This is a genomic window from Micromonospora sp. NPDC050200 (genome assembly GCF_040656135.1).
Lineage (GTDB): Bacteria > Actinomycetota > Actinomycetes > Mycobacteriales > Micromonosporaceae > Micromonospora.
Genome location: NZ_JBFALG010000004.1, coordinates 141,641 through 164,664 on the forward strand (window position 1 = coordinate 141,641; position 23,024 = coordinate 164,664).

Genomic DNA, 23,024 nt, shown 5'->3' on the forward strand with positions numbered 1-23,024 from the left:
CGAACTTCCCATCGGCACCGTCCGGGCACCGTCGCCCGGCAGCTCGCCGACACCTTCCGATTGCTGACGCCCGACATGACCCACGGGAGCACTCTCCATGGCTCAACCCGCCGCTGACCCCGAGACCGATCCGATCGGCCGGCAGCGTCCCAGCCGGATGCCGTTCCAGCGCTACCAGCCCTACCAGCAGCAGTTCCGGATCGACCTGCCGGACCGCGCCTGGCCGACCCGGCACGTCGAGGTCGCGCCCCGCTGGTGCGCGGTCGACCTGCGCGACGGCAACCAGGCCCTGATCGACCCGATGTCCCCCGAGCGCAAGCGCCGGATGTTCCAGCTGCTGGTGCAGATGGGCTACAAGGAGATCGAGGTCGGCTTCCCCTCGGCCAGCCAGACCGACTTCGACTTCGTCCGGCAGCTGATCGAGCAGGACCTGATCCCCGAGGACGTCACCATCCAGGTGCTCACCCAGTGCCGGGAGCACCTGATCGACCGGACGTTCGAGTCGCTGCGCGGCGCCCGCCGGGCGATCGTGCACTTCTACAACTCCACCTCGACGCTCCAACGCCGGGTGGTCTTCGGGCTGGACCGCGACGGCATCACCGACATCGCCACCACCGGCGCCCGGCTCTGCCAGAAGTACGCGGAGATCCACACCCCGGACACCGACATCCACTACGAGTACTCGCCGGAGTCGTACACGGGCACCGAGCTGGAGTACGCGCTGGAGGTCTGCGCCAAGGTCATCGAGGCGGTCGACCCGACCCCGGACCGCAAGCTGATCGTCAACCTGCCGGCCACGGTCGAGATGGCCATGCCGAACATCTACGCCGACTCGATCGAGTGGATGCACCGGCACCTGCCCCGGCGGGACAGCCTGGTGCTGAGCCTGCACCCGCACAACGACCGGGGCACCGGGGTGGCCGCCGCCGAGCTGGGCCTGCTGGCCGGCGCCGACCGGATCGAGGGCTGCCTGTTCGGCAACGGCGAGCGGACCGGCAACGTGGACCTGGTGACGCTGGGCCTGAACCTCTTCTCCCAGGGCATCGACCCGATGATCGACTTCTCGAACATCGACGAGGTCAGGCGGGCCGTCGAGTACTGCAACCAGCTGCCGGTGCACGAGCGCCACCCGTACGCGGGCGACCTGGTCTACACCGCCTTCTCCGGCTCGCACCAGGACGCGATCAAGAAGGGCTTCGACGCCCTCGCCACGGACGCGGCGGCCGCCGGGGTGCCGGTCGACCAGCACGCCTGGGCGGTGCCGTACCTGCCGATCGACCCGAAGGACCTGGGCCGCACCTACGAGGCGGTCATCCGGGTCAACTCGCAGTCCGGCAAGGGCGGCGTCGCGTACATCATGAAGACCGAGCACCAGCTCGACCTGCCGCGCCGGCTCCAGATCGAGTTCTCCGGGGTGGTCCAGCAGGTCACCGACCACGACGGCGGCGAGGTCGGCCCGGGCACCATGTGGGAGATCTTCGCGCAGCACTACCTGGTCGACCACCAGACCGACCCGGCCCTCACGCTGGCCGGCTACACGATCGGCACCACCGAGGGCAAGGTGGAGATCGAGGCCCAGGTGGAGCTCGGCGGGGAGCGTCGCGCGCTCGCCGCGGTCGGCAACGGCCCGATCGACGCGTACGTCAACGCGCTCCAGGCGGTGGGCGTGGCGGTACGCGTGCTCGACTACCACGAGCACGCGCTCTCCTCCGGCGGTGACGCCCAGGCCGCCGCGTACGTCGAGTGCGACGTCGACGGCCGTACGGTCTGGGGCGTGGGGATGGACGCCAACATCGTCACCGCCTCGGTGAAGGCGGTCACCAGCGCGGTCAACCGCGCCCGTAGCTGAGCGGCACAGGGTAGGGCCCGGCTCCGGCCGGGCCCTACCGCTCGGGCGGGGTGGACACGGGCAGCGAGGGGCAGGGCTGCGACGGCGGGGCCGACCGCGGTGGCCGGTGCACGAGCAGGCCGGCCGTCGCCGCGCCGGCCAGCAGCAGCCCGGCGCACCAGGCCAGCGCGCCCCGGTACGCGTGGGTCAGCGCGCCCTTCTGCTCGTACCCGGTGCCGGAGAGGCCGACCAGCAGCGGCAGCGCGGCCACCGCGAGCAGCCCGCCCACCCGGGACGCGGCGTTGTTGAAGCCGCTCGCCACCCCGGCGAACCGGTCCGCGACGGCGGCCAGCACCGAGGCGGTCAGCGGCGCCACCACCAGGGTCAGCCCCAGCCCGAACAGGGCCACCCCGGGCAGCACGTCCACCCAGTACGACGCGCCCGGGCCGACCCGGCGCAGCAGCAGCAGGCCCACGGCGGCGACGACCGGGCCGACGGTCAGCGGCAGCCGGGGCCCGATCCGCGCCGACAGCGCGCCGGCCCGGGCCGAGCCGAGCAGCAGCAGCACGGTCATCGGGATGGTGGCCAGCCCGGTACGCAGCGCCGACCAGCCGACAACGTTCTGGAGGTAGACGGCGAGGAAGAAGACGAAGCCGCCGAGCGCCGCGTAGACCACCACGGTGAAGAGATTGAGCACCGAGAAGAGCCGGCTGGTGAACAGCCCGGTGGGGAGCATCGCGGCGTCGCCCCGGCGCCGTTCCCACAGCACGAAGACCACCACGCCCAGAACCCCGACCAGCGCGGACAGCAGCACCGGGAGCGAGCGGACGCCGCGGGCCGGGGCGTCGATCAGGGCGTACGTGACGCCGGCCAGGCCGAGTGCGCCGAGCAGTGCCCCCGTCACGTCGAACCGCTTCCCCCCGCTGCGGGAGGCCTCCTCGTCGCGACTCTCCGGCACCCAGCGCAGCGCGGCCAGGATCACCCCGACCCCCAGCGGCACGTTGATGAAGAAGATCCACCGCCAGGAGAGCGCGTCGATCAGCCAGCCGCCGAGCAAGGGGCCGAGCGCGGTGGCCACCCCGGAGAGCCCGGACCAGGCGCCGATGGCCCGGCCCCGGTCGTCGGGATGGAAGCTGGCCTGGATCACCGAGAGCGAGCCGGGGGTGAGCAGCGCCCCGCCCGCGCCCTGGAGGAACCGGGCGGCGACCAGCCAGCCGGTGCCCTGGGCCAGGCCGCAGAGGACGGAGGCGCCGGCGAACCAGACCACCCCGAGCAGGAAGACCCGGCGCCGGCCGAAGCGGTCCCCGAGCGCCCCGCCCAGCAGCACGAACGCGGCCAGCGTCAGCAGGTAGCCGTTGACCGTCCACTGGAGACCGGCGACGGTCGCGTGGAGCTCGGCGCCGAGCCGGGGCAGGGCCACGTTGACCACCGTGCTGTCCAGGAAGACCATCCCGGACGCGAGGATCGCCGCCAGCAGGGTGCCCCGACCGGCGCCGCTGCGGATCCGGAGCGCGTGCGCGGGTGCGGTCATGGGTACCAATGTGCCCGCGTCGCGTGGGAGATTCCACGAAAACGCCGAAACAGCGCCCCGGGTACTGTGCGGGATCGCCGGGAGCCCGCAAGCTGGAGAGGTGTCGTCTGTGCGTACCAGATCAGGAGCCGGTGGGACGGCGGCCGCCGCGCTCGCCGCGGTGCTCGCCCTCGGGGTGGGCGGTTGCGACGTCTCGCTCGACGAGCCGGAGGCGTCGCCGAGCGGCGCCGGCAACGTGGGTGAGCAACTGGCCGAGCTGACCGTGGCCAAGGCGGGCTCGATGCGGGGCTACAGCCGGGAGCGTTTCCCGCACTGGCGGAACACCGGCAAGAACTGCGACGTCCGGGACAGCGTGCTCAAGCGCGACGGGGAGGACATCCGCCTCTCCGGCTGCAACGTGGTCGCCGGCCACTGGGAGAGCGTCTACGACGGGCGCACCTTCACCGATCCCTCCGACGTGGACATCGACCACACCGTGCCGCTGGCCAACGCGTGGCGTTCCGGGGCGAACGGGTGGGACGATGCCAAGCGCGGCGACTTCGCCAACGATCTGACCCGACCGCAGCTGATCGCGGTTTCCGCGAGCTCCAATCGGGCAAAGGGTGACCAGGATCCGTCGCAGTGGAAACCGGCGAACCGGTCGTACTGGTGCAAGTACGCCGAGGATTGGGTGACGGTGAAGCATCACTGGCGGCTGACGGTGACCAGCGACGAGAAGGCCGCTCTCAGCGACATGTTGAAGGGTTGCACATGGGCGAACAAGCCGTGACCGGCGCGGGGGCGGCCCCCACGCCGGAGCAGACGCCGGACGCCGGCGGGGAGGACGCGGCCGCCGCCACCGGCAGCGGCGGGGACGGCACGGCGGCCGCCACCGCCGGGATGACCGCCGACGGCCACCCGGCGGCGCCCGCCGCCGTGCCGGGGGCCGGGATGAGCGCCGACGCCGGCGGCACCGGGGCACCCCGGGAACTGACCGCGGACCTGGTCGCCGGGCCCGGCGGGGTGATGACCGACGAGGTCGGCGTGGTCACCGGCGAGCTGACCCTGAAGACCCGGTACGCCGACGGCCAGGTCACCCTCTCCGTGCAGTACAAGGACGCCGACGAGTGGTACGCGGTGACCGGCGGGAAGGCCACGCTGGCCGACCCGGCTGGCCTGGACGCCGTACACGCCGTCGCGGTCGCCCTGCTCCACCGCCCGGAGGGCTGAGACACGCCGAGGCCCCCTTCCCGCTCGGGGAAGGGGGCCTCGGCGTGGGCTCACAGCGTCGGGATCAGCTCACCGGGGCCGCCCGGCGCCCCACCGTCGTCCGGCCGGACCAGCTCCGGCTCGACCTCGTGCGGCCGGATCCGCCCGGCCGCGATCTCCTCGGCATAGTGGCAGGCGACCTTGTGCCCGCCGACCACCTCGCGCAGCGCCGGCCGTTCCTCGGCGCAGCGGGTCGGCTGCGCCCACGGGCACCGGGTGTGGAAGCGGCACCCGGACGGCGGGTTGGTCGGCGAGGGCAGGTCGCCGGCGAGCAGGATCCGCTCCCGGCGGTCCTCCACCAGCGGGTCCGGCACCGGCACCGCCGACATCAGCGCCTTCGTGTACGGGTGCATCGGCTCCCGGTAGAGGTCGTCGCTGGACGCCTCCTCCACCAGGCCACCCAGGTACATCACGCCCACCGTGTCGGCGATGTGCCGGACCACCGCCAGGTCGTGCGCGATGATCAGGTACGTCAGGCCGCGCTCGTTCTGCAGGTCCTCCAGCAGGTTGAGCACCTGCGCCTGGATGGACACGTCGAGCGCCGACACCGGCTCGTCCGCGACGATCAGCTCCGGGTTGAGCACCAGCGCCCGGGCGATGCCGATCCGCTGCCGCTGGCCGCCGGAGAACTCGTGCGGGTACTTGCTCAGCGCCGACGCGGGCAGGCCGACGGCCTCCAGGGTCTCCCGCAGCCGCCGGCTCGTCTCCGCCTTGTCGTCGGCCAGACCGTGCGCCTTGAGCCCCTCGACCAGCAGCGACTCCACCGACTGGCGGGGGTCCAGGCTGGACAGCGGGTCCTGGAAGATCATCTGCATCCGGCGGCGGGCCAGGCGCATCTTCTCGCCCTTGAGCTGGCGGACGTCGGTGCCGTCGAAGACGATCTCGCCGTCGGTCGGCTCGACCAGCCGCAGCAGGCCCCGCCCCAGCGTCGACTTGCCGCAGCCCGACTCGCCGACCAGCCCGTACGTCTCACCCGCCTTGATGGAGAGCGAGACGCCGTCGACGGCGTAGACGTACCCGACGGTGCGATCGAAGAGCAGGCCGCTCTTGATCGGGAAGTGGACCTTGAGGTCACGCAGTTCGACCAGTGGTCCGGTCCGCTCGGTCACGGCACCGCCACCTCCTCGGAAACGGGGTTGTTGCAGCGAAGGTCGCCGCCGGTGGCGGTGGGCTCCAGCGGGGGCGAACCCTCCAGGCAGGCGTCCACGACGTTGTCGCAGCGGGGCGCGAAGGCGCACCCCTCCACCCACGGGATGTTGTCGGCCACCGAGCCGCGGATGGCGTGCAGCCGCTCGCCGCGCGGCGAGTCCAGCCGCGGCACCGAGCTGAGCAGCCCGTGGGTGTACGGGTGCCGCGCCCGGGCGAACAGCTCGTGCCGGGCTGCCCGCTCCACCACCTTGCCGCCGTAGAGCACGTTGACCGTGTCGCAGAGGCCGGCGACCACGCCCAGGTCGTGCGTGATCATGATCAGCGCGGTGCCGGTCTCGTCGACCAGTTGCTTGAGCAGGGTGAGGATCTGCGCCTGGATGGTCACGTCCAGCGCGGTGGTCGGCTCGTCCGCGATCAGCAGCCTCGGCTTGCAGGCCAGCGCGATGGCGATCAGCGCGCGCTGCCGCATGCCGCCGGAGATCTGGTGCGGGTATTCGGAGAGCCGGCGCTCCGGGTCCGGGATGCCGACCGCGTCGAGCAGTTCCCGGGCCTCCCGCAGCGCCTTCTTCCGGTCCATCCCCTGGTGCCGCTCCAGCACCTCGGCCACCTGGACGCCGATCGGGATCACCGGGTTCAGCGAGGAGAGCGGGTCCTGGAAGATCATGCCGATGTCCCGGCCGCGCCGGTCCCGCATGTCGTCCGGGCGGAGCTTGAGCAGGTCGGTGCCGTCGAAGAGCACCTCGCCGCTGACCTTGTTGCCCCGCTTGGGCAGCAGGCCCATGATGGCGAGGCTGGTCACGCTCTTGCCGCAGCCGGACTCGCCGACCAGGCCGACGGTCTGCCCCGGCTCCACGCTGAAGCTCACCTTGTCGACGGCGGTGAACGGCCGCTCGCCCCGCCGCTGGAACACCACGCTCAGGTCGCGTACGTCGAGCAGGCTCATCGGGTCACTTCCTCTCGGTGCTGGCCTTTCGCGCGCGACTGCGGGGCTCGCAAGCTCACTCCTCGCGCTCGCCGCCGGCATTCGCCGGCCGTGCTGGTCCGTCGCACCGCCGTCACCGCCGGTTCTTCGGGTCGATCGCCTCGCGCATCGCCTCACCGAGCAGGGTGAAGCCGAGCGCGACCACGATGATCGCGAGCGCCGGGTAGTAGGCCAGCTCGGGGCGGACCTCGAAGTAGCGGACGCCGTCGTTGCCGAGCATCAGACCCCACTCGGCGCGGTTGATGTCCGGGTCACCGAGGCCCAGGAAGGAAAGCGCGGCGGCGTCCAGGATCGCCACCGCGAAGGTGAGCGTGGCCTGCACGATCACCGCGGTCAGCGAGTTGGGCAGCATGTGCCGGAGCACGATGTTGCGCTCCTTGACGCCGAGCGCCCGGGCGGCGAGCACGTGGTCGCTCTCCCGCTGGGCGAGCATCGACCCGCGCAGCAGCCGGGCGAAGATCGGCACGCTGACGATGGCCACCGCGAAGATGACCGTCCACTGGCTGGACTTGCTGACCATGGCGACCAGGGTGATCGCCAGCAGCAGGCTGGGCAGCGCCAGCATCACGTCGGTGAGTCGCATCAGGACGACGTCGACCCAGCCGCCGAGGGCGCCCGCGATCGCGCCGAGCAGGACGCCGATGGTGAGACCGATCAGGGTGGCGAGGACGCCGACGAAGAGGGTCTGCCGGCTGCCGTGGATCAGGCGGGACAGGAAGTCGCGGCCCAGCGGGTCGGAGCCGAACGGGTGCTCCGCGCTGGCGCCCGGGATGCTGTCGACGGTGAGGTTCTTGGTCAGCTCGTCGAAACGCTGCACCGGGTCGTGCGGGGCGATCAACGGGGCGAAGATCGCCACCAGGACGAACAGCCCGACGATGGTCGCGCCGACGATGGCCACCGGGTTGCGCCGGAGCCGGCGCAGCGCGTCGCGGAGGAGGCTGACGCCGCCCTGGTCGGCGCTGGCCCGGGCCAGCTCGTCCAGCCGCGCCTTCTTCCGTTCGCCGAGCCGGCCGATGCTCCGCTCGCTCACGCCGCCGGGACGCTCGTCGCCGGCACGGGGAGCCGGTGCCGGGCCGGCCTGGGTGGTCGGATCGGTCATCGGACACGCACCCTCGGGTCGATGAAGGCGTAGGAGAGGTCGACCAGGAGGTTGACCACCACGAAGACCAGCGCGGCCAGCAGGATGATCGCCTGAAGCACCGGGTAGTCCCGGCCACCGCTGATCGAGTCGACGATCAGCGTGCCGATGCCACCCCAGTTGTAGACCTTCTCGGTGAGCACGGCGCCGGAGAGCAGCGCACCGGTCTGCAGGCCGATGATGGTGACCACCGGCAGCAGCGCGTTGCGCAGGATGTGCCGGCCCCGGATGGTGCGGTGCCGCAGGCCCTTGGCCTCGGCGGTGCGCACGTAGTCCTCGTTGAGCACGTCGAGCACGCTGGCCCGGGTGATCCGGACGATCACCGCGAGCGGGATGGTGGCCAGCGTGACCGCCGGCAGGATCAGGTGCCAGAGCGCGTCGGCGCTGGCGTCGAACTCGCGGGTGAGCAGGCCGTCGAGGACGAAGAACCCGGTGACGTTCGTGTTGTCCAGGCCGGTGGTGAGCCGCCCGGAGGGCGGGAACCAGTGGATGTTCTGGGTGAAGACGTCCTTGAGCAGGTAGCCCAGGAAGAAGATCGGAATCGAGATGCCGAGCAGGGTGCCGGCGATGGTCAGGTTGTCCAGCGAGCGACCGCGCCAGCGGGCGGCGAGGTAGCCGAGCGGAACACCCAGGCCCACCGCGATGATCATCGCGGCGAGGCCCAGCTCGATGGTGGCGGGGAAGGCGCGGCCGATCACCTCGGTGACCGGGTCACCGCTCCGGATCGAGTTGCCGAAGTCGCCGGTGAGGACCCGCCGCATGAACTTGCCGTACTGCACCAGGATCGGCTGGTCGTAGCCGAGCGCCTTGGTCAGCAGGGCGCGGGTCTCGGGGGTGGCCCGCTCGCCGAGCAGCGCCTCGACGGGGCCGCCGGGCAGGTTCCGCAACCAGATGAAGATCAGCGCCGACAGCGCTATCAGCGTCACCGCCAGCTGCAGCAGGCGGCGGACTATGACTCGCAACATCTCTCACACACCAGACTCTCGATGTTCGCGGAATCGGCCCGGGCCGGGATGAAGCCCCGACCCGGGCCGATTCACGCCTACGGCGTCAGCCGACGTACGTCACTTGGTGACGCTGACCGTGTTGAACCGCTCGTCGGTCAGCGGGCTGGCGACCAGGCCCTGGACGTCCTTGGTGACGACGATGGCCGGCGGGGCGTGCCAGATCGGCACGGCCGGCAGCCACTTGGCGGCGATGTCCCGGTTGACCTGCTCCCAGGCCGCCTTCTTGCCCGCCTCGTCGACGGTCCCGTCGGCCTTGGTGATGGCGTCGAACATCTCGGTCATCGCCTGGTCACCGAACTCGACCTTGCCCCGCCCGAAGAACGTCCCGACGAAGTTGCCCGGGTCGTTGTAGTCGCCGGTCCAGCCGAGGATGTGCAGGTCGTGCTTGCCGAACGTCTGCACGTCGTCCTTGAAGCCACCGTTCCACGGGCGCGGCACGCCGGTGACCTTGATGCCCACGGCCTGGAGGTCGTTGGCCAGGACGGTGAAGATCTCCTGCGGGTTCGGCATGTACGGCCGGGAGACGTCCGGCGGGTAGTAGAAGTTCAGCGTCAGGTTCTCGGCGCCGGCCTCCTTGAGCAGCTGCTTGGCCTTCTCCGGGTTGTGGTCGTACTTCTGCACGTCCGGGGCGTAGCCGAGCACGGTGTCCGGCAGGAACTGGTCGGCGACCTTCGCGCCGCCCGGGCCCTTGGTCTGCACGAGCTGCTGGCGGTTGAGCGCGTAGGCGATCGCCTGGCGCACCCGCAGGTCCTTCAGCTTCGGGTTCTTCTGGTTGAGGCCCAGGTAGAGGATGTTGAAGGCCGGGCGGTTGATGACCTGGAAACCTTCGCTCTCCAGCGCCTTGCGGTCGGCCGGGGCCGGGAAGTCGATGCCCTGGACGGTGCCCGCCCGCAGCTCCTGCTTACGGGTGTTCTCGTCCTTGATCACCTTGATGATCAGCTTGTCGACCTTGGCCTTGTCACCGAAGTAGTCCGGGTTCCGGTTCAGGGTGATCTCGCCCTTGGCCTTGTCCCAGCCGCCGAAGGTGAACGGGCCGGTGCCGACCGGGTTGGTGGTGGCGAAGGCGCTGTACTCGAAGGAGTCGCCGTTCTGCTTCACCGTGTCGGCGTCGTACTTCTTCAGCGCGTCGGGGCTCGCGATCGACAGCGAGGTCAGCGCGAAGGCGCCGGGGAACGCACCCTTGTACTTGTTGAGGGTGAGGACCGCGGTGGAGTCGTCCTTCGCCTCGCACTTGTTGTAGACCGGCTCGCCGGCGCCCTCGACCTCGTTCTTCGCGAACCCGCCGAACACGTCCATGTAGTAGATCATGTTCGCCTGGGCCGCTGCGCCCTTCATGTTGTACCAGCGGTCGAAGTTGTAGCAGACCGCGGCGGCGTTGAACGCCGAGCCGTCGTGGAACTTCACGCCCTGGCGCAGCTTGAAGGTCCAGACCTTGCCGTCGGGGTCGTGCTCCCAGCTCTCCGCCAGGCCGCCCTGAAGGTCGGCGGTGCCCGGCTTGTGAGTGATCAGGGTGTCGAACATCTGCCGAACCGGCCGGAACGACTCACCGTCATCGTTGAAGATCGGATCGAAGTTCTTCGGGTCGCCGGCACCCGCGAAGATGAAGGTGCCGCCCGTCTTGGCCTCGCCACTGTCGTTGCTGCGGTCGCTCTCCGCACAGCCGGCCGCGCCGACCGCCAGGGCTGCAACGGCCGCGAGGGTCACGCCCGTTCTGAGCCTTCTCGCCTGCATCTCTCACCTCTGTCATCCGCGTGACCAACCCGGTTCATGGCTCGGTCCGTGAGCGGGAGGCTATGACAGGACACACAGAAGCGGAACGGCCGTTAGGCAATCGCTATCAAGCCGACACCAAGCCGTCGGGTCTGACACGACCGGATCTCGCGACAAACGGGACTGTCACAGCACAGACCGCCCCCGCCGGGGCCGTCCGGGGGCGGGCGGAGGTTCGCGGAAACGACCCGGCCGCCGCTGCGCCGGGCAGCGACGGCCGGGGTACGACCGGGTCGGGCTCAGACGGCGCGGCGCCCCTCGAACGCCCGGCCGAGGGTGATCTCGTCGGCGTACTCCAGGTCGCCACCGACCGGCAGGCCACTGGCCAGCCGGGTGACCGCGATGCCCATCGGCTTGACCATCAGCGCCAGGTACGTCGCGGTCGCCTCGCCCTCGGTGTTCGGGTCGGTGGCCAGGATCAGCTCCCGGACCGCCCCGCCGCCGAGCCGGGTCATCAGCTCGCGGATACGCAGGTTGTCCGGCCCGATGCCCTCCAGCGGGTTGATCGCTCCGCCGAGCACGTGGTAGCGGCCCCGGAACTCACCGGTCCGCTCGATGGCCACCACGTCCTTGGGCTCCTCGACCACGCAGAGCACCTCGTCGGTGCGGCGCGGGTCGCGGCAGATCCGGCACTGCTCGGACTCGGCCACGTTGTAGCAGGTGGTGCAGAACCGGACCAGCTCCTTGACCTTGCGCAGCGCACCGGCCAACCGGTTGACGTCGGCCGGGTCCGCCGACAGGACGTGGAACGCGATCCGCTGGGCGCTCTTCGGGCCCACGCCCGGCAGCCGCCCCAGCTCGTCGATCAGGTCCTGGATGGCACCTTCGTACATCGGCCGGCTCAGAACCCGGGCAGGCCGAGGCCGCCCATGCCGCCGGTGACCGGGCCCATCTTCTTCTCGGTCAGCTCCTTGGCCGCCTCGGCGGCGTTGTGCAGGGCCGCGACGACCAGGTCCTCCAGGGTCTCGACGTCCTCCGGGTCGACCGCCTTCGGGTCGATCCTGATCGACTTGATCTCACCGGCGCCGGAGACGGTCGCGGTGACCAGGCCGCCGCCGGCGGTGCCGGTCAGCTCGGCCTCGGCCAGCTCGGCCTGCGCCTTGGCGATCTGCTGCTGCATCTTCTGCGCCTGCTTCAGCATCTGCTGCATGTTCGGCTGTCCACCTGGGCGCACGGATGGCTCCTTCTCGCACTCGTCTGCTCGACCGCGCCCAGCCTAGTCGGGCGGCGGGACAGGTCCTCGGCGGCCGGCGCGCGGTCAGCGCGCGTCGACCTCGTCGATCTTCTCGGCGCCGAACGCCTCCCGGAGCAGCTGCACCGCCTGCTCCTCGCTGGACTGCCGGGCGGTCCGCTCGTCGATCACCTCGTCCAGCGGCTCGTCGCCCGGGTCGAACCCCTCGTAGGCCGGGGTCGCCGCCGGCTGGGTGCGCCCACCGCCGCGCACCGGCCCGTCGTAGTCCGGGTCGTACGGCGGCTCGCCGGCCCAGTCGGCGTCCGCGGTCTTCCGCGCCGCCTGGGCGGGACGCGCCACCTTGCCGGCCCCGGCCGCGGCCGCCCGCGCCGCCGCGATCGCGCTGCTCACCGGCCCGCCACCGGTCGCCGCCGGTGCGGCCGGCGGCGCCGACTGCGGTCCGGCCGGTTTCGGTACGGCGGGAGCGGCGGTCGCGGTGGCCGTCGCCCCACCCGGACGGGCCGGTTCCGGCCAGTCGTCGCCGCCCGCGGTGGCGGTCGCGGCGCCACCCGGCCGGGCCGGCTCGGGCCAGTCCTCGTCATCGTCGGAGTCGTCCGGGGCGTTCGCGCCGGTTCCGGCGCCACCAGCCGCTCGGCCGGTCGCGCCGCTGCCCGAACGACCCGCGCCGCCCGCCGGGCCGCCTGCGCCGCCCGCCGGACCGCCGGCTGCTCCACCGCCGGACGAACCCGCCGGGCCGCCCGAACCCAGGCCGTCGGCGGCACCGGACGCGCCGCGCGGGCCCACGCCGTTCGGACCCGTGCCGTTCGGACCGGCCGGACCGCCCGGGCCCACGCCGTTGGCCGCGCCGGACGGGCCGCCCGAACCCGTGCCGGTGGCGCCGGCGGAGGTCGGGGAGGCGGATGCGGGGGCCGGCGCGGGGGCCGGTCGGGTCGGGGTCGCCGCCCGGCTCGGGCCACCGAGCGTGGCCGCGCCACGCTCGCCAGCCACCTCGCAGCGGATCTGCCAGCGGCTGCCGAACTCCTCGTAGAGCGCGTCGGACAGCACCGAGATGTGGTTGCCCATCATCTGGGCGAGGACCGGCGACTTGACGGTCAACACCAGGGTGTCGGCGTCCACGTCGCGGACCACGGCGTCGCGCATCAGCGCCGCCGCCGGCTTCTTGATCCGGTTGACCTTGGCGACGATGTCCGGCCAGGCGCGGCGTACCGCGACCGCGTCCAGCGCGCCCGGGGAGCTGCTGCCCGGCCGGGGCGGCTCGGGGGTGGCCGGGTCGGGCATCACCGCCTCCGGCGGCACCCGCCGGGGCGGGGCCGGCGGGGTGACCGGGGCCGCCGCCGGGCCGGCCGCCGGAACGGGGACGTCCCGCGACTCCACGGCAGGGGTCGGCACGCTCGGGGCGGCGGGGGCGGGCTCGGGGCGTACCTGGGGAGCGGGGGTGACCGGCGCGGGGCCGGCGGCGGCCGGCGGCAGCTCGACGGCACCCAGGGTGAGCCGGCGCTCCATCCGCTCCAGGCGCTGGAGCAGGCCGCCGGTGGAGTCGTCGGCACCGGGCAGCATCATCCGGGCGCAGATCAGCTCCAGCAACAGCCGGGGCGCGGTGGTGCCGCGCATGTCGACCAGGCCGTTGTGCACGATGTCGGCGCAGCGGGAGAGGGTACCGGGGCCGAGCCGCTGGGCCTGGGCGGCCATCCGCTCGATCTGGTCGGTCGGGCCGTCGATCAGGCCCTTGGCGGCGGCGTCGGGCACCTGCTGGAGCACGATCAGGTCGCGCAGGCGTTCCAGCAGGTCGGAGGCGAACCGACGCGGGTCGTGCCCGGCCTCGGCCACCCGGTCGACGGTGGCGTACGCGGCCGCGCCGTCCCCGGCGGCCAGCGCGTCGCACATCTCGTCGATCAGCGCGGAGTCGGTGACGCCGAGCAGCGCGGCGGCCCGGGCGTAGGTGACCCCCTCCGGGCCGGCGCCAGCGATGAGCTGGTCGAGCACGGAGAGGCTGTCCCGGGCGCTGCCGCCGCCGGCGCGCACGACGAGGGGGAAGACCGCCGGCTCGACGGCGACGCCCTCCGCCTCGCAGAGCTGCTCCAGGTACGGCCGGAGCACCTTCGGCGGGATCAGCCGGAACGGGTAGTGGTGGGTCCGCGACTTGATCGTGCCGAGGACCTTCTCCGGCTCGGTGGTGGCGAAGATGAACTTGACGTACTCCGGCGGCTCCTCGACCAGCTTGAGCAGGGCGTTGAAGCCGGCCGACGAGACCATGTGCGCCTCGTCGATGACGTAGATCTTGAAGCGACTCCGGGCCGGCGCGAAGATCGCCTTCTCGCGCAGCTCGCGGGCGTCGTCGACACCGCCGTGGCTGGCCGCGTCGATCTCCAGCACGTCGATCGAGCCACCGTCGGTGGCCAGCTCACGGCAGGAGACGCAGGTGCCGCACGGCTCCGGGGTGGGGCCCTGCTCGCAGTTGAGCGAGCGGGCCAGGATCCGGGCGCTGGAGGTCTTGCCGCAGCCCCGGGGGCCGGAGAAGAGGTAGGCGTGGTTGAGCCGCCCGCTACGCAGCGCCTGCGACAGCGGCTCGGTGACGTGCTCCTGACCGATGACCTCGGCGAAGGTGCGCGGCCGGTACTTGCGGTAAAGGGCCAGTGCCACCCGTACCGCCTCCTCTCGACCGAGCCATTCTGCGCCGGTCGGGCGCGGGTGACCACCCACCACCCCGTGACCTGACCCGCAGGTACGGTACCGGCGCCCGGAGACAAAAAGGCCTCCCGTGCACCCGGCAGAGCTCGCTTATCCTTGCTGCCTTCCGGCCCTGGGGAGGTTCACGAGATACCGCCGCACGGGAGGTGACACCCAGCCTACCCGAAGCTGGGTGGATCTTCAGGGGGTGGTGGGGTGGCCGGCGCGCCGGGGACCTGTAAGCTGTCCGACGGAGGATTCGCCTAGAGGCCTAGGGCGCACGCTTGGAAAGCGTGTTGGGTTTACACCCTCACGAGTTCGAATCTCGTATCCTCCGCCAGGAACAATCGAATAGGTACGCAGGTCAGGCCCGGTTTCCGAACCGGGCCTGATGATCTTTAGGGGACTGGTAGGGGCCAACCCGCTGACTGTCGGGGCGCACCAGACGCAGGCGCAATGACCGGCCACCGTCGAGCCGGTGGCGCACGCCGGCCACGTACCCCCGCGCCTCAGCCTTGCGCCTCACTTCGTCCAGCTCCGCCTGGTGCTGCTCCACCAAGTTCTGCCGCTCTGCCTGGGCCGCCGCCGCAGCCTCGGCCGCGCCCTGTTGCCACGCCCGCTCGATGGCTCGCTCGCTTCGCACATCGGCCGCCTCCATGTCCCGCGCCATCATCTCGACAACCTCGCCGTAGTGGCGCATCTCGGCGCGCACCGTCCTCACCTCCCGCCGCCGTTCGTCATCGGACGCGTGGCTGCGCCAGCCCACCACCCCGACCGCCGCCATCGCGACCAGTAGCGCCGTCGCGATGGTGTGCTCGTGTCCGGTCACCCACAGCACCGCGGCGGCGGTGAGCGCGACGGCTGTGGCCAGGAGATAAACGTGCCCCTCACTGATGGAGCATCCGGGGGTCGACGGTGACGGCTGATGGGGCACGGCTCCTCATTCCTTAAGGGAGACTTAAGCGCCTGATGGAACACCAGTTCGAGCCCTCAGCGAAAGACCTTCTTATACACAGGAGAATGACGCGCTGTGATCCACTGGCGGCCGGCAATCCCCCGTGATATGCGCCAACCCAGCGTAAGGACCGAAGGCCGCAGGGTCCCTGTCGATCACCGACCGTGGGTCACGTGGCCTGGCTACCCCACTACGGAACGCAGTAGCCGTGTCGGCAGATCTCGCACATGCCGCCAGGAATCGCTACCTTCGCGTTCCGTCACGAACCCGCCCCGGCCCGTCACTCCACTGTCAGGGGCACGGTGTAGGCCAGCTCCGGCAACCGACGCGCCCACCTGGGGGGCAATCAGGTGGGCTGAAAGACAACTCGGTACCGGTGCGCCGGATACAGGTCCTGAAGACCGTCCAGGTGGGCCACGATCAACAGCGGCACGCCTTCCGGCACCTCGTACTCCTCGCGCTCTCGGGGCGTCGGGTTGCGGGCCGACACCTGGTCGCCCGGCTCCAGCACCACCAGCTCCGGCTCCACCGGCTCCCGCACGACCACACCGTAGCCCCGCACCGACACCGCCAGGCCCTCATTGCGCAACTGCTGCAGGGCGGCTCTCGCGGTCTTGGTGGCCACGCCGTACGTCTGACTCAGCGTCGCCTCCGACGGCAGCCGCGCACCCGCACTCAGCTGCCCCGACGTGATCCGCCCGCGCAGGATCTCGGCCAGCTCCGCGTAGCCGACCGGGCCGCGCCCCGGATAGATCACGCCCGCAGGCTAGATGCCCACCCGATCATGCGAGGTGAGCTAGCTGGGTAGCCCAATCTCGCCCAGCACGGGCGCATCACCGCCGATCGGCGGTACCGTGGGGTACACGTTGTACCCGACCCGGCGAGGTGCCCCATGGTCGACCAGCAGCCACCCACTTCCGGCCAGCGCGTGCAGCGGCTCCGCATCGCCGTCGGCCTCTCCCAGAAGCACCTCGCGGGACTGTCCGGCCTGTCGCCGACCACCGTCAAGTTCATCGAGAACGGCCGCCGCAGCTTGACCTTGCGCGCCGCGCAGCAGCTCGCCCCGCACCTCGGCGTGCACGACCTCGCCGACCTGTTCGGACCGACCGTGACGCTGTCCCTCGACGGCCGCCCCAGCCACCCCGCCGTCGACGACGTCCGCCGCGCGCTGACCGCCTGGCACATCACCGTCGCCGGCGAACCCGAACGGCCCGACTACCTGCGCGGCGCCGTCGACTCCGCCTGGCAGACCTGGCACACCAGCCGGCACCAGCGCACCGAGGCCGGCCTGGTCCTGCCCGGCCTGCTCGACGCCACCCAGCGCGCCGCCCGGCTGCACACCGGCGACGACCGGCGCACCTCCCTCGCCCTGCTGGCGCAGGCCTACCACCTCGCACAGGCGTATCTGGCGTGGCACGGCGACCGGGAGCTGTGCTGGCTCACCGTCGACCGCGGCATGGCGGCCGCCCTGGACGCCGACGACCCGCTCGCGATCGCGCAGTCCTGCTGGTACGCGGCGCACCTGCTCCGCGCGGTCGGCCGCAGCGAGGAGGCCCTGGCCCGGCTGGCCGAGGCGCGCGCCCTGATCGAGCCCCACGTCGCCGACGGCGGCACCGAGTGGGCGGAGATGCTGGCAGACCTGCACCTGTGCATGGCGCTGACCCGGGCCCGCACCGGGGACCAGGGGGCGTGGTCGGACTGGGATGCCGCCCGGCAGGTCGTCGAGCGGGCGCTGCCGGCCGGGTACGTGGGGCTGCGGACCCGGGTGTCTCGGCCGCTGGTCGACGTGTACGCGGTGATGTGCGCGGTGGACCTGGGCGACCCCGACGAGGCGCAGCGCCGCGCCCACGCCCTGGACCCGGCGTCCATCCCGTCAACGGAGCGCCGCGGCCGCCACTACGTGGAGCTGGCCCGCTCGGCCGACCTCGCCGGCGCGCGGGAGGCGACGCTGCACCTGCTAACCCGGGCCGAGGCGACGTCGCCGGAGACGGTGCGGTACTCGCCGGCGGCGCAGGACATGGCGGGCCGGCTGGCGCGGGAGGCGCCGGCGGCGATCCGGGGTGAGGCGGCCGACCTGGCCCGGCGGATCAGCGCACCGCAGGGGTAGAGGTACACCCCGTCACCGGGTACGCCACGTACCCATAGTGAGCTAGCCAGCTACCTACGGTGATCCGTGTTGGTGGTGGTGGGGAGTCGTCGGCGTACGACGACCGTTCGCCCCGCCGCCACCAGCCCGGACGCGGGCCCGCCGCACCCCCCGTTGCGGCGGGCCCGCCCCCACCGAGGGAGGGCGGACGCGTGGCGATCAGCGAGCTCTTGCGGAAACTGACGGGCCGACCAGACCCCGTACCGCCGGGCACCGGGCAGCAAATCCAGGCCGCGGCGCAGACCGAGGCCCGCGCCCGGCTGCTCGCCCAGGCCCGCCGCCGCAACACCGCCGAGTACCGCTACGACCGGCCCGCCCGGTGACCGCCCGGCCCGCCCGGGCGGCCCGCGCCGTCGCAGTGCTCGACGACCGGGTCGACGGCGACCCGCACCAGCCCGACAGGCCCGGATGGGACTGCCGCTGCTGCGAGCAGCCCTGGCCATGCGCCCCCGCGAAGGTGCGGCTCGGCGAGGCGTACGCCGCTGACCGGCTCGGCCTGGCCATCTACATGGGCGGCCTCTACGAGCAGGCGCTCACCGAACTGCGGACGTGTCCCTGCGGCGACGTCTTCACGCGATTCGTCGCATGGACCCGCTGAGCCCCCCTGCGGTCCCGGGGGCCCGGTGCCTGGGCTGCGCCGACTCGATCCTCCGGCTGCCGCACATGTGCGCCGGCCAGCGGGAGCTCGTGCCGTACGGCGGCCGGTGCACCTGCACCGAAACGGCCTGCCGTGACCGACAGGCGGGCCCGCGTGCGGCTCGCCGGGCGGCGCGCGAGGCCACAGGGACCGACGAAGGCCTGCGGACGACGGTGAAGAACCGGATCTGACCTGCTCCGACAACGACAGAACGCCCCCGCCGGCCGAAGCCGGGCGGGGGCGTTCTGGCTGGCAACAGGTTGGTGTGTTGATTCATGGAGCAGAGTGCCCTAGTATTTCGGCATGACCGACACGCTGGACCCGCTGTCCCAGCTCGGGACCCGACTGGCCGCGGCCCGCCACCTGGCCCCCGTGGCTCGGTACCAGGAGCTGCGCGGCCTGGCCGTCGACATCAAGAGCGCGATCGCGGCCGAGCAGGACGCCGCGATCGCCGAGGCAGCCGCCACGTCCAGCTACGACCAGGTGGCGGCGGCGGCGGACATCTCCAGCAGCGAAGTCAACCGGCGCATCACGGCGCACCGCCGGCGCACCGGCGCGCCGCCACGACGCGGCCGGCGCCCGCGCGCCACCACCTAACGCACCACCGCCCGACAAAGTTCGGGCCCGGACGCGGTGATCCTACCCACCGGCCGGGCCCTTGATCAGGAAGCGAGTCCTGACCCATGCCCATCATGGCTGACGTGCGCCCCTGCGCGCACACCACCCCGACCCGACGGCGTCTCGTCGCCGGCTACGTCGGCCCCGCATCCGGTCTGCGCACCGCGCTGCTCTCCGGCGCCGCCATCCGCACGCAGCCCGCCGGGGGTTCCCGGTGAGCCAGCACGTCAAGGCCGCACTGCTGGCCACCAAGGGCCTCGGCAAGAACGAACGCGCCGTCGCCGTGGCGATCGCGGCCCACATGAACAAGGCCGGCGATGCCTGGCCCAGCGTGGCCACCATCGCCGAGTACGCCGACTGCTCCGAGCGCACCGTCCAGCGGGCCATCGCCAAGCTGATCAACCTCGGCCGGCTCGCCTGGCGTCGGGTCGCCGACATCCCCACCCGCGTCTACCGGCTCGTCCTCGACGCCGTCCAGAGGGTGACGTCCACGGCCCCGGGGGTGACAAACGGCGGTGCCGGGGTGCCAGATTCGGCCGCCGGGGGTGACAGCCAGGGTGGCACCCGAAGTGGCGAAGAGGGTTTGAAGGAGAAGCCGCGCGGAGCGCGGGACTGGCGTCGCTGGATCCCGAAAACCAAGAACACCGGCCGGCCGCCGTACCCGGAGCGCCGCGGTGCCGCCCTCCCGCCGCCACCCGGCGGTGACCGATGCCAGCGGCCCGGCCACGTCGGCCAGCCCGCCGGCCGGTGCATCCCCTGCCTCAGCGAGCAGCTTGGCGGTGCGCGATGACCCTGCCCACCTGGCTTATCGAGGTCATCGACGCCGCCCAGCCGTACGCCCAGCACATCGCGGTCGGCGCCGGCGCGGTCGGCGCGCTCCTGGCCCTGATCCTGCTCTGGCGGTTCGTGCGCCGCGGACACGCCCACGTCAAGCTCGGCCGGGTCGCCGTCACCCTCGCCACCCTGTTCGCGATGGAGGGCATGTACGAGGTTGCGCACGGGCCCCTCGGCCTCAACGTCGCCGGCAGCCTGATGTTCTGCGCGACCTTCGAGGTGGTGATGCTGCATCAGGGCAGCCTCGCCGCCCACAAGCTCGCGGCGCACTACGGCGGCGGCCCCGCTCCGGACATCAGCCGGCACATGCGGTTCGTCTGGCTGGTCGCCGGGGCATCCGGCGTGATCGCGTCCACCGCGTCGGACTCCGTCACCGAGGTTGTGCTGCGGCTCGCCACCCCGCCGCTCGCGGCCGGCATCTGGTACATGAGCCTCTACGCCGATCGGGTGCCTGCCGAGCGGCAGCCGTCGGCGTGGATCTGGACGCCGCAGCGCATCGGCGTGCGCCTCGGCCTGCTCAAGCCGGGCGCTGTCGACGACCTGGGCGAGGTCTTTCGGCAGCGGCGCATCGCCGCGCTCGTCGACGCTGGCATGGAGCTGCAGGCGGCGCGACTGCGTCAGGGTGAGCCGGCCGCCCCGTCCCGGTGGCGCATCCGCCGCCAGCGTGATCCGCTCGCCGCCGCGCACCGGCGCATCCAGCGGCTCACCAAGACCGCGTCGGCCCAAGACGTGGCCGACGCGAGGGTGCAACTGCGCCGGGTCCTCACCGTCGAGCACGAGCTGTTCAGGGACGACTCACAGCCGACTCAGCGGGAACGCGAGCTGATGGACGAGCTGCGCCTGGTGGTGCGGCAGGCCAGCGACCGGGTCCGCGCCGAGCACGCCGCCGCGTTCGCGCCGGCCGCCGTCCCTGGCTCGATGCCGAGCCGCCGCGAGCCGCTGGTGGAGCTGGGTGGAATCCGGATGCCGGCGCACGTCGCGGCGCGGATCGACTCACCGGCTCAGCGTGAGCCGCGCCGTGAGTCGCTGCCGGCGCGGGCTACGGTTCGCCGCACGGTGACCGAGCCAGTTGGTGAGCCGGATCCGAGCGCCGGCAACGCCCGGCTCGCCGAGGCGCACGCGCGACTCACCGAGCGGCTCGGCCGTGAGCCGTCCGGCGCCAAACTGGGCGCGGAGGCGGGGGTCAGCAAGGCCACCGCGAACAGGTGGAAGAGCGGCCGAACCAGATGAGCAGGTCCTGATCCCGGACAGCACGAATGGCCCCACCATCCGCCGTCTGGGCGGTGGGGCCATTCGTTGACCGGCGTCGCTACGGTGCGGGCATGAACTTCGGCTTCCGCCTCCCCGGCCCGTTCCGAGGCCCTGACCCCGGACGTCCCGAAGCGCCCCCGCCGGCCTGAGCCAGCGGGGGCGCGTTGCGTACGGCGAGGGCGCAGGCAACTGCAGGTCGCGCTAGGAGACGCGGCGTCGGAACTGAACGACGGCGCCCGGCGGACGGTCCTCATTGTCGGGCTGCTTGGGCTCGGGCGATGGGGCAATCGACCGCAGGACGGTGGGGTGGATGGCAAGCGCCTCAGCCGCGGGAACGTACGGTCGCGCACCGAAGCGGCGTGACAGCAACGCCCACAGCAGTTGGGGCTCCTCGTGTCCAACACTCACAGGCTCGGCCTTGCGCCACCCGCGCGAGGACAACTGGACGAAGAGCGACCGCTTACGCGTGTCTCCGATCGCCTCCACCGCGTACGCGCGCATGATCAGAGCTTGGATCGACACCCCCCACGTCGCCTTCAGCCTGGCGTACTCGGTCAGTGAGAGCCGTTCGGAGAACAGCTCTCGTGCCCGGTGGTACGGCACGAGCAGGGCGGCCGCGAACCGGTTCGCTTCGTCCTCGGCGATGTTGTCCGGCAGCCGCGGCCTGAACGTGTGAAGCACGAGGTGTCCGAGCTCGTGGGCGAGGGTGAACCTGTCCCGGTCGCCCTGTCTGCCCGGGAAGTAGCCAATGAGGGCGGTAGCGCCGAGCCCAGCCCAGTAGGACACCCCGAAGTGGCCTGTTGCCGGTTGCTCCTCCCCGTCGACGTCCGTGAGTGCCATTGGCGCGACGGCGACGCCGCCACGCTCCAGCGCCCGTGTCAGGTGCGGGATTGGTGCGCCTGGGGCGATTCGTAGCGCCTCTCGCGTAGCTCCCGCAAAGTGTTCGATGTCGCTGTTGGTGACCTCGTCCCCGACTGCGTAGGGCAGCGCCGGTGTTGGGTATTTCTCGGCCGTGATGATGTCGTCGGCGACCCGGTAGCTCTCGCCGTAAAACGTGTGCACTCGACGGGTGGTGACTCTGCTTGCTGAGGCCAGTTTGCGGAACCGGAGTGAGTCGAGCGGAACCGTGGACGGGCGTGCCTGGAAGAAGCTCATCGGTGTGCCCGTCGCCTCTGCGATCGCCCTCAGGCCGTCCTCGGTCGCCTCCCGTTCGCCGGTTTCGGCGTGCGAGATCCACGACTGACTGACCCCGGATGCCTTGGCCAGCTGCTCTTGTGTGAAGCCGAGCAAGTCTCGAAGGGTTCGTAGACGTTCACCCGGCGCCGGTGCCAGCACCGCGGGCACCTCCTTCTTCCCGTTCGTCGGGAATTCGCAGTTCTAGGCCCTTGTCCGTCGGATCGAACCGAAGCTTGGCAAGATCCTCGGCGGTGTCCGGCAGGATAAAGTCCAGGTCGGTCTTGGCTCGGGAGCCCCAGTTCCAGTCTCCGATGGGGCGGACCACCCGGAAGACCGGAACGCCAGCATCGGCCGGAATACGCCATATGATCAGAAGTTTGTCGTTCTTCGGCCCGAACATGGGGTCCATGTCGACCAGGGGCGGGTTTAGGTAGTATGCCTTGCGCTGTCCGTTGTGCCCCGGTGGAGGCACGTCCTCCTCGGTCGGACCGTGGAGGATGCGAATCTTGTAGCTCTCGTCGGTCAGCCAGAGTTCCCCGTTTCGGGCGTGCTTACCAGATAGCTTCCAGGGGCCGAGGTTCCGGCCGCCGAGCTTGTAGTGGGCGAAGGCGCGGGTCGCGTGCGTGGCCAGCCAGGCATAGTTGGAGTCGCCGTCGAACTCCGGTAACCGCTTCTTGCGAATCTGGTCAGCCTCGACGAACACGTCTGGCAGGGGTTCACATAGAGGGGCGAGGGCCTGGGTGACGCGCTCTACGTCATCCTTAAACATGGCCGTGATTTTATTACAGAGATTCTTAACAAGGTCAACCCCGACACCCTGAAGTTGCCCCGGACAGCACGAAGCGGCCCCGCCCCCTCACCGGGGGCGGGGCCGCTGCACGATGGTCGGCGCTGC

General features: G+C 71.7%; 23 protein-coding genes, 1 tRNA gene and 1 other RNA gene. 11 read left to right on the plus strand and 14 right to left on the minus strand.

All coding sequences use genetic code 11. The features are described from left to right. Positions 1–97 precede the first annotated feature (97 nt). Positions 98–1,849, plus strand: coding sequence for a 2-isopropylmalate synthase (leuA, locus tag AB0I41_RS04830; RefSeq protein WP_357101888.1), 1,752 nt, complete (start codon positions 98–100; stop codon positions 1,847–1,849). Between the two features lie 34 nt (positions 1,850–1,883). Here the strand turns inward: leuA and AB0I41_RS04835 are convergent, their stop codons facing one another. Beyond that, entirely contained in the window at positions 1,884–3,359 is a 1,476-nt protein-coding gene (locus AB0I41_RS04835) for an MFS transporter (protein WP_357101890.1), read from the minus strand. 109 nt (positions 3,360–3,468) lie between these two features. Here AB0I41_RS04835 and AB0I41_RS04840 point away from each other — a divergent pair, with 109 nt between their 5' ends. After that, positions 3,469–4,128, plus strand: coding sequence for an HNH endonuclease family protein (locus AB0I41_RS04840; protein WP_357101892.1), 660 nt, complete (start codon positions 3,469–3,471; stop codon positions 4,126–4,128). Beyond that, positions 4,110–4,568: a hypothetical protein gene (locus tag AB0I41_RS04845; protein ID WP_357101894.1), complete on the plus strand. Its 459-nt coding sequence runs from the start codon at positions 4,110–4,112 to the stop codon at positions 4,566–4,568. The genes AB0I41_RS04840 and AB0I41_RS04845 overlap by 19 nt, the downstream gene beginning before the upstream one ends. Positions 4,569–4,618: 50 nt before the next feature. Here the strand turns inward: AB0I41_RS04845 and AB0I41_RS04850 are convergent, their stop codons facing one another. From AB0I41_RS04850 to ffs, 9 genes are all read right to left on the minus strand, one after another. Beyond that, positions 4,619–5,716 carry an oligopeptide/dipeptide ABC transporter ATP-binding protein gene (locus tag AB0I41_RS04850; RefSeq protein ID WP_357101896.1) on the minus strand — a complete coding sequence of 366 codons (1,098 nt, stop codon included), beginning with the start codon at positions 5,714–5,716 and terminating at the stop codon, positions 4,619–4,621. After that, positions 5,713–6,699, minus strand: coding sequence for an ABC transporter ATP-binding protein (locus AB0I41_RS04855; protein ID WP_357101898.1), 987 nt, complete (start codon positions 6,697–6,699; stop codon positions 5,713–5,715). The genes AB0I41_RS04850 and AB0I41_RS04855 overlap by 4 nt, the downstream gene beginning before the upstream one ends. Before the next feature lie 112 nt (positions 6,700–6,811). Further along, positions 6,812–7,837 (minus strand): ABC transporter permease, encoded by a 1,026-nt coding sequence (locus tag AB0I41_RS04860; protein ID WP_357101900.1) that lies wholly within the window; start codon positions 7,835–7,837, stop codon positions 6,812–6,814. After that, a complete protein-coding gene (locus AB0I41_RS04865; protein WP_357101903.1) occupies positions 7,834–8,841 on the minus strand; it encodes an ABC transporter permease in 1,008 nt (335 codons plus the stop codon). The genes AB0I41_RS04860 and AB0I41_RS04865 overlap by 4 nt, the downstream gene beginning before the upstream one ends. 99 nt (positions 8,842–8,940) lie before the next feature. Continuing rightward, a complete protein-coding gene (locus tag AB0I41_RS04870) occupies positions 8,941–10,614 on the minus strand; it encodes an ABC transporter substrate-binding protein (RefSeq protein ID WP_357101905.1) in 1,674 nt (557 codons plus the stop codon). Between the two features lie 278 nt (positions 10,615–10,892). After that, positions 10,893–11,486: a recombination mediator RecR gene (gene recR, locus AB0I41_RS04875; protein ID WP_151462313.1), complete on the minus strand. Its 594-nt coding sequence runs from the start codon at positions 11,484–11,486 to the stop codon at positions 10,893–10,895. 8 nt (positions 11,487–11,494) lie between these two features. Next, entirely contained in the window at positions 11,495–11,803 is a 309-nt protein-coding gene (locus AB0I41_RS04880) for a YbaB/EbfC family nucleoid-associated protein (protein ID WP_357101907.1), read from the minus strand. Positions 11,804–11,911: 108 nt separating this feature from the next. Further along, positions 11,912–14,485: a DNA polymerase III subunit gamma and tau gene (locus AB0I41_RS04885; RefSeq protein WP_357101909.1), complete on the minus strand. Its 2,574-nt coding sequence runs from the start codon at positions 14,483–14,485 to the stop codon at positions 11,912–11,914. 107 nt (positions 14,486–14,592) lie between these two features. After that, positions 14,593–14,682: signal recognition particle sRNA small type (gene ffs, locus AB0I41_RS04890), an RNA gene on the minus strand. A gap of 82 nt (positions 14,683–14,764) precedes the next feature. Between ffs and AB0I41_RS04895 the strand changes: the two genes are divergently transcribed. Next, a tRNA-Ser gene (locus AB0I41_RS04895) sits at positions 14,765–14,852 on the plus strand. Between the two features lie 24 nt (positions 14,853–14,876). On the opposite strand, the gene AB0I41_RS04900 is transcribed toward AB0I41_RS04895, so the two are convergent. Together AB0I41_RS04900 and AB0I41_RS04905 are read right to left on the minus strand one after the other, a co-directional pair. Then, on the minus strand, positions 14,877–15,446 hold the full coding sequence (locus tag AB0I41_RS04900; RefSeq protein ID WP_357101911.1) for a hypothetical protein: 570 nt from the start codon (positions 15,444–15,446) through the stop codon (positions 14,877–14,879). A 367-nt stretch (positions 15,447–15,813) separates the two neighbouring features. Beyond that, positions 15,814–16,224, minus strand: coding sequence for a winged helix-turn-helix domain-containing protein (locus tag AB0I41_RS04905; RefSeq protein WP_357101913.1), 411 nt, complete (start codon positions 16,222–16,224; stop codon positions 15,814–15,816). Positions 16,225–16,359: 135 nt separating this feature from the next. On the opposite strand from AB0I41_RS04905, the gene AB0I41_RS04910 reads away from it, so the two are divergent. The 7 genes from AB0I41_RS04910 (at position 16,360) to AB0I41_RS04940 (ending at position 20,932) form a co-directional block, all read left to right on the plus strand. Beyond that, entirely contained in the window at positions 16,360–17,574 is a 1,215-nt protein-coding gene (locus AB0I41_RS04910) for a helix-turn-helix transcriptional regulator (protein WP_357101915.1), read from the plus strand. A 191-nt stretch (positions 17,575–17,765) separates the two neighbouring features. Then, entirely contained in the window at positions 17,766–17,936 is a 171-nt protein-coding gene (locus tag AB0I41_RS04915) for a hypothetical protein (RefSeq protein WP_357101917.1), read from the plus strand. Then, positions 17,933–18,211: a hypothetical protein gene (locus AB0I41_RS04920; protein WP_357101919.1), complete on the plus strand. Its 279-nt coding sequence runs from the start codon at positions 17,933–17,935 to the stop codon at positions 18,209–18,211. The genes AB0I41_RS04915 and AB0I41_RS04920 overlap by 4 nt, the downstream gene beginning before the upstream one ends. Before the next feature lie 342 nt (positions 18,212–18,553). Continuing rightward, on the plus strand, positions 18,554–18,847 hold the full coding sequence (locus AB0I41_RS04925; protein WP_357101920.1) for a hypothetical protein: 294 nt from the start codon (positions 18,554–18,556) through the stop codon (positions 18,845–18,847). A 95-nt stretch (positions 18,848–18,942) separates the two neighbouring features. Then, entirely contained in the window at positions 18,943–19,086 is a 144-nt protein-coding gene (locus AB0I41_RS04930) for a hypothetical protein (protein ID WP_357101922.1), read from the plus strand. Then, positions 19,083–19,658, plus strand: coding sequence for a helix-turn-helix domain-containing protein (locus AB0I41_RS04935; RefSeq protein ID WP_357101924.1), 576 nt, complete (start codon positions 19,083–19,085; stop codon positions 19,656–19,658). Before AB0I41_RS04930 ends, AB0I41_RS04935 begins: the two co-directional genes overlap by 4 nt. Continuing rightward, positions 19,655–20,932, plus strand: coding sequence for a hypothetical protein (locus AB0I41_RS04940; RefSeq protein WP_357101926.1), 1,278 nt, complete (start codon positions 19,655–19,657; stop codon positions 20,930–20,932). The genes AB0I41_RS04935 and AB0I41_RS04940 overlap by 4 nt, the downstream gene beginning before the upstream one ends. Positions 20,933–21,154: 222 nt before the next feature. On the opposite strand, the gene AB0I41_RS04945 is transcribed toward AB0I41_RS04940, so the two are convergent. Together AB0I41_RS04945 and AB0I41_RS04950 are read right to left on the minus strand one after the other, a co-directional pair. After that, positions 21,155–22,288, minus strand: a complete 1,134-nt coding sequence (locus tag AB0I41_RS04945; protein ID WP_357101928.1) for an ImmA/IrrE family metallo-endopeptidase — start codon at positions 22,286–22,288, stop codon at positions 21,155–21,157. After that, positions 22,266–22,898, minus strand: a complete 633-nt coding sequence (locus AB0I41_RS04950; RefSeq protein WP_357101930.1) for a hypothetical protein — start codon at positions 22,896–22,898, stop codon at positions 22,266–22,268. Before AB0I41_RS04950 ends, AB0I41_RS04945 begins: the two co-directional genes overlap by 23 nt. Between the last annotated feature and the right edge of the window lie 126 nt (positions 22,899–23,024).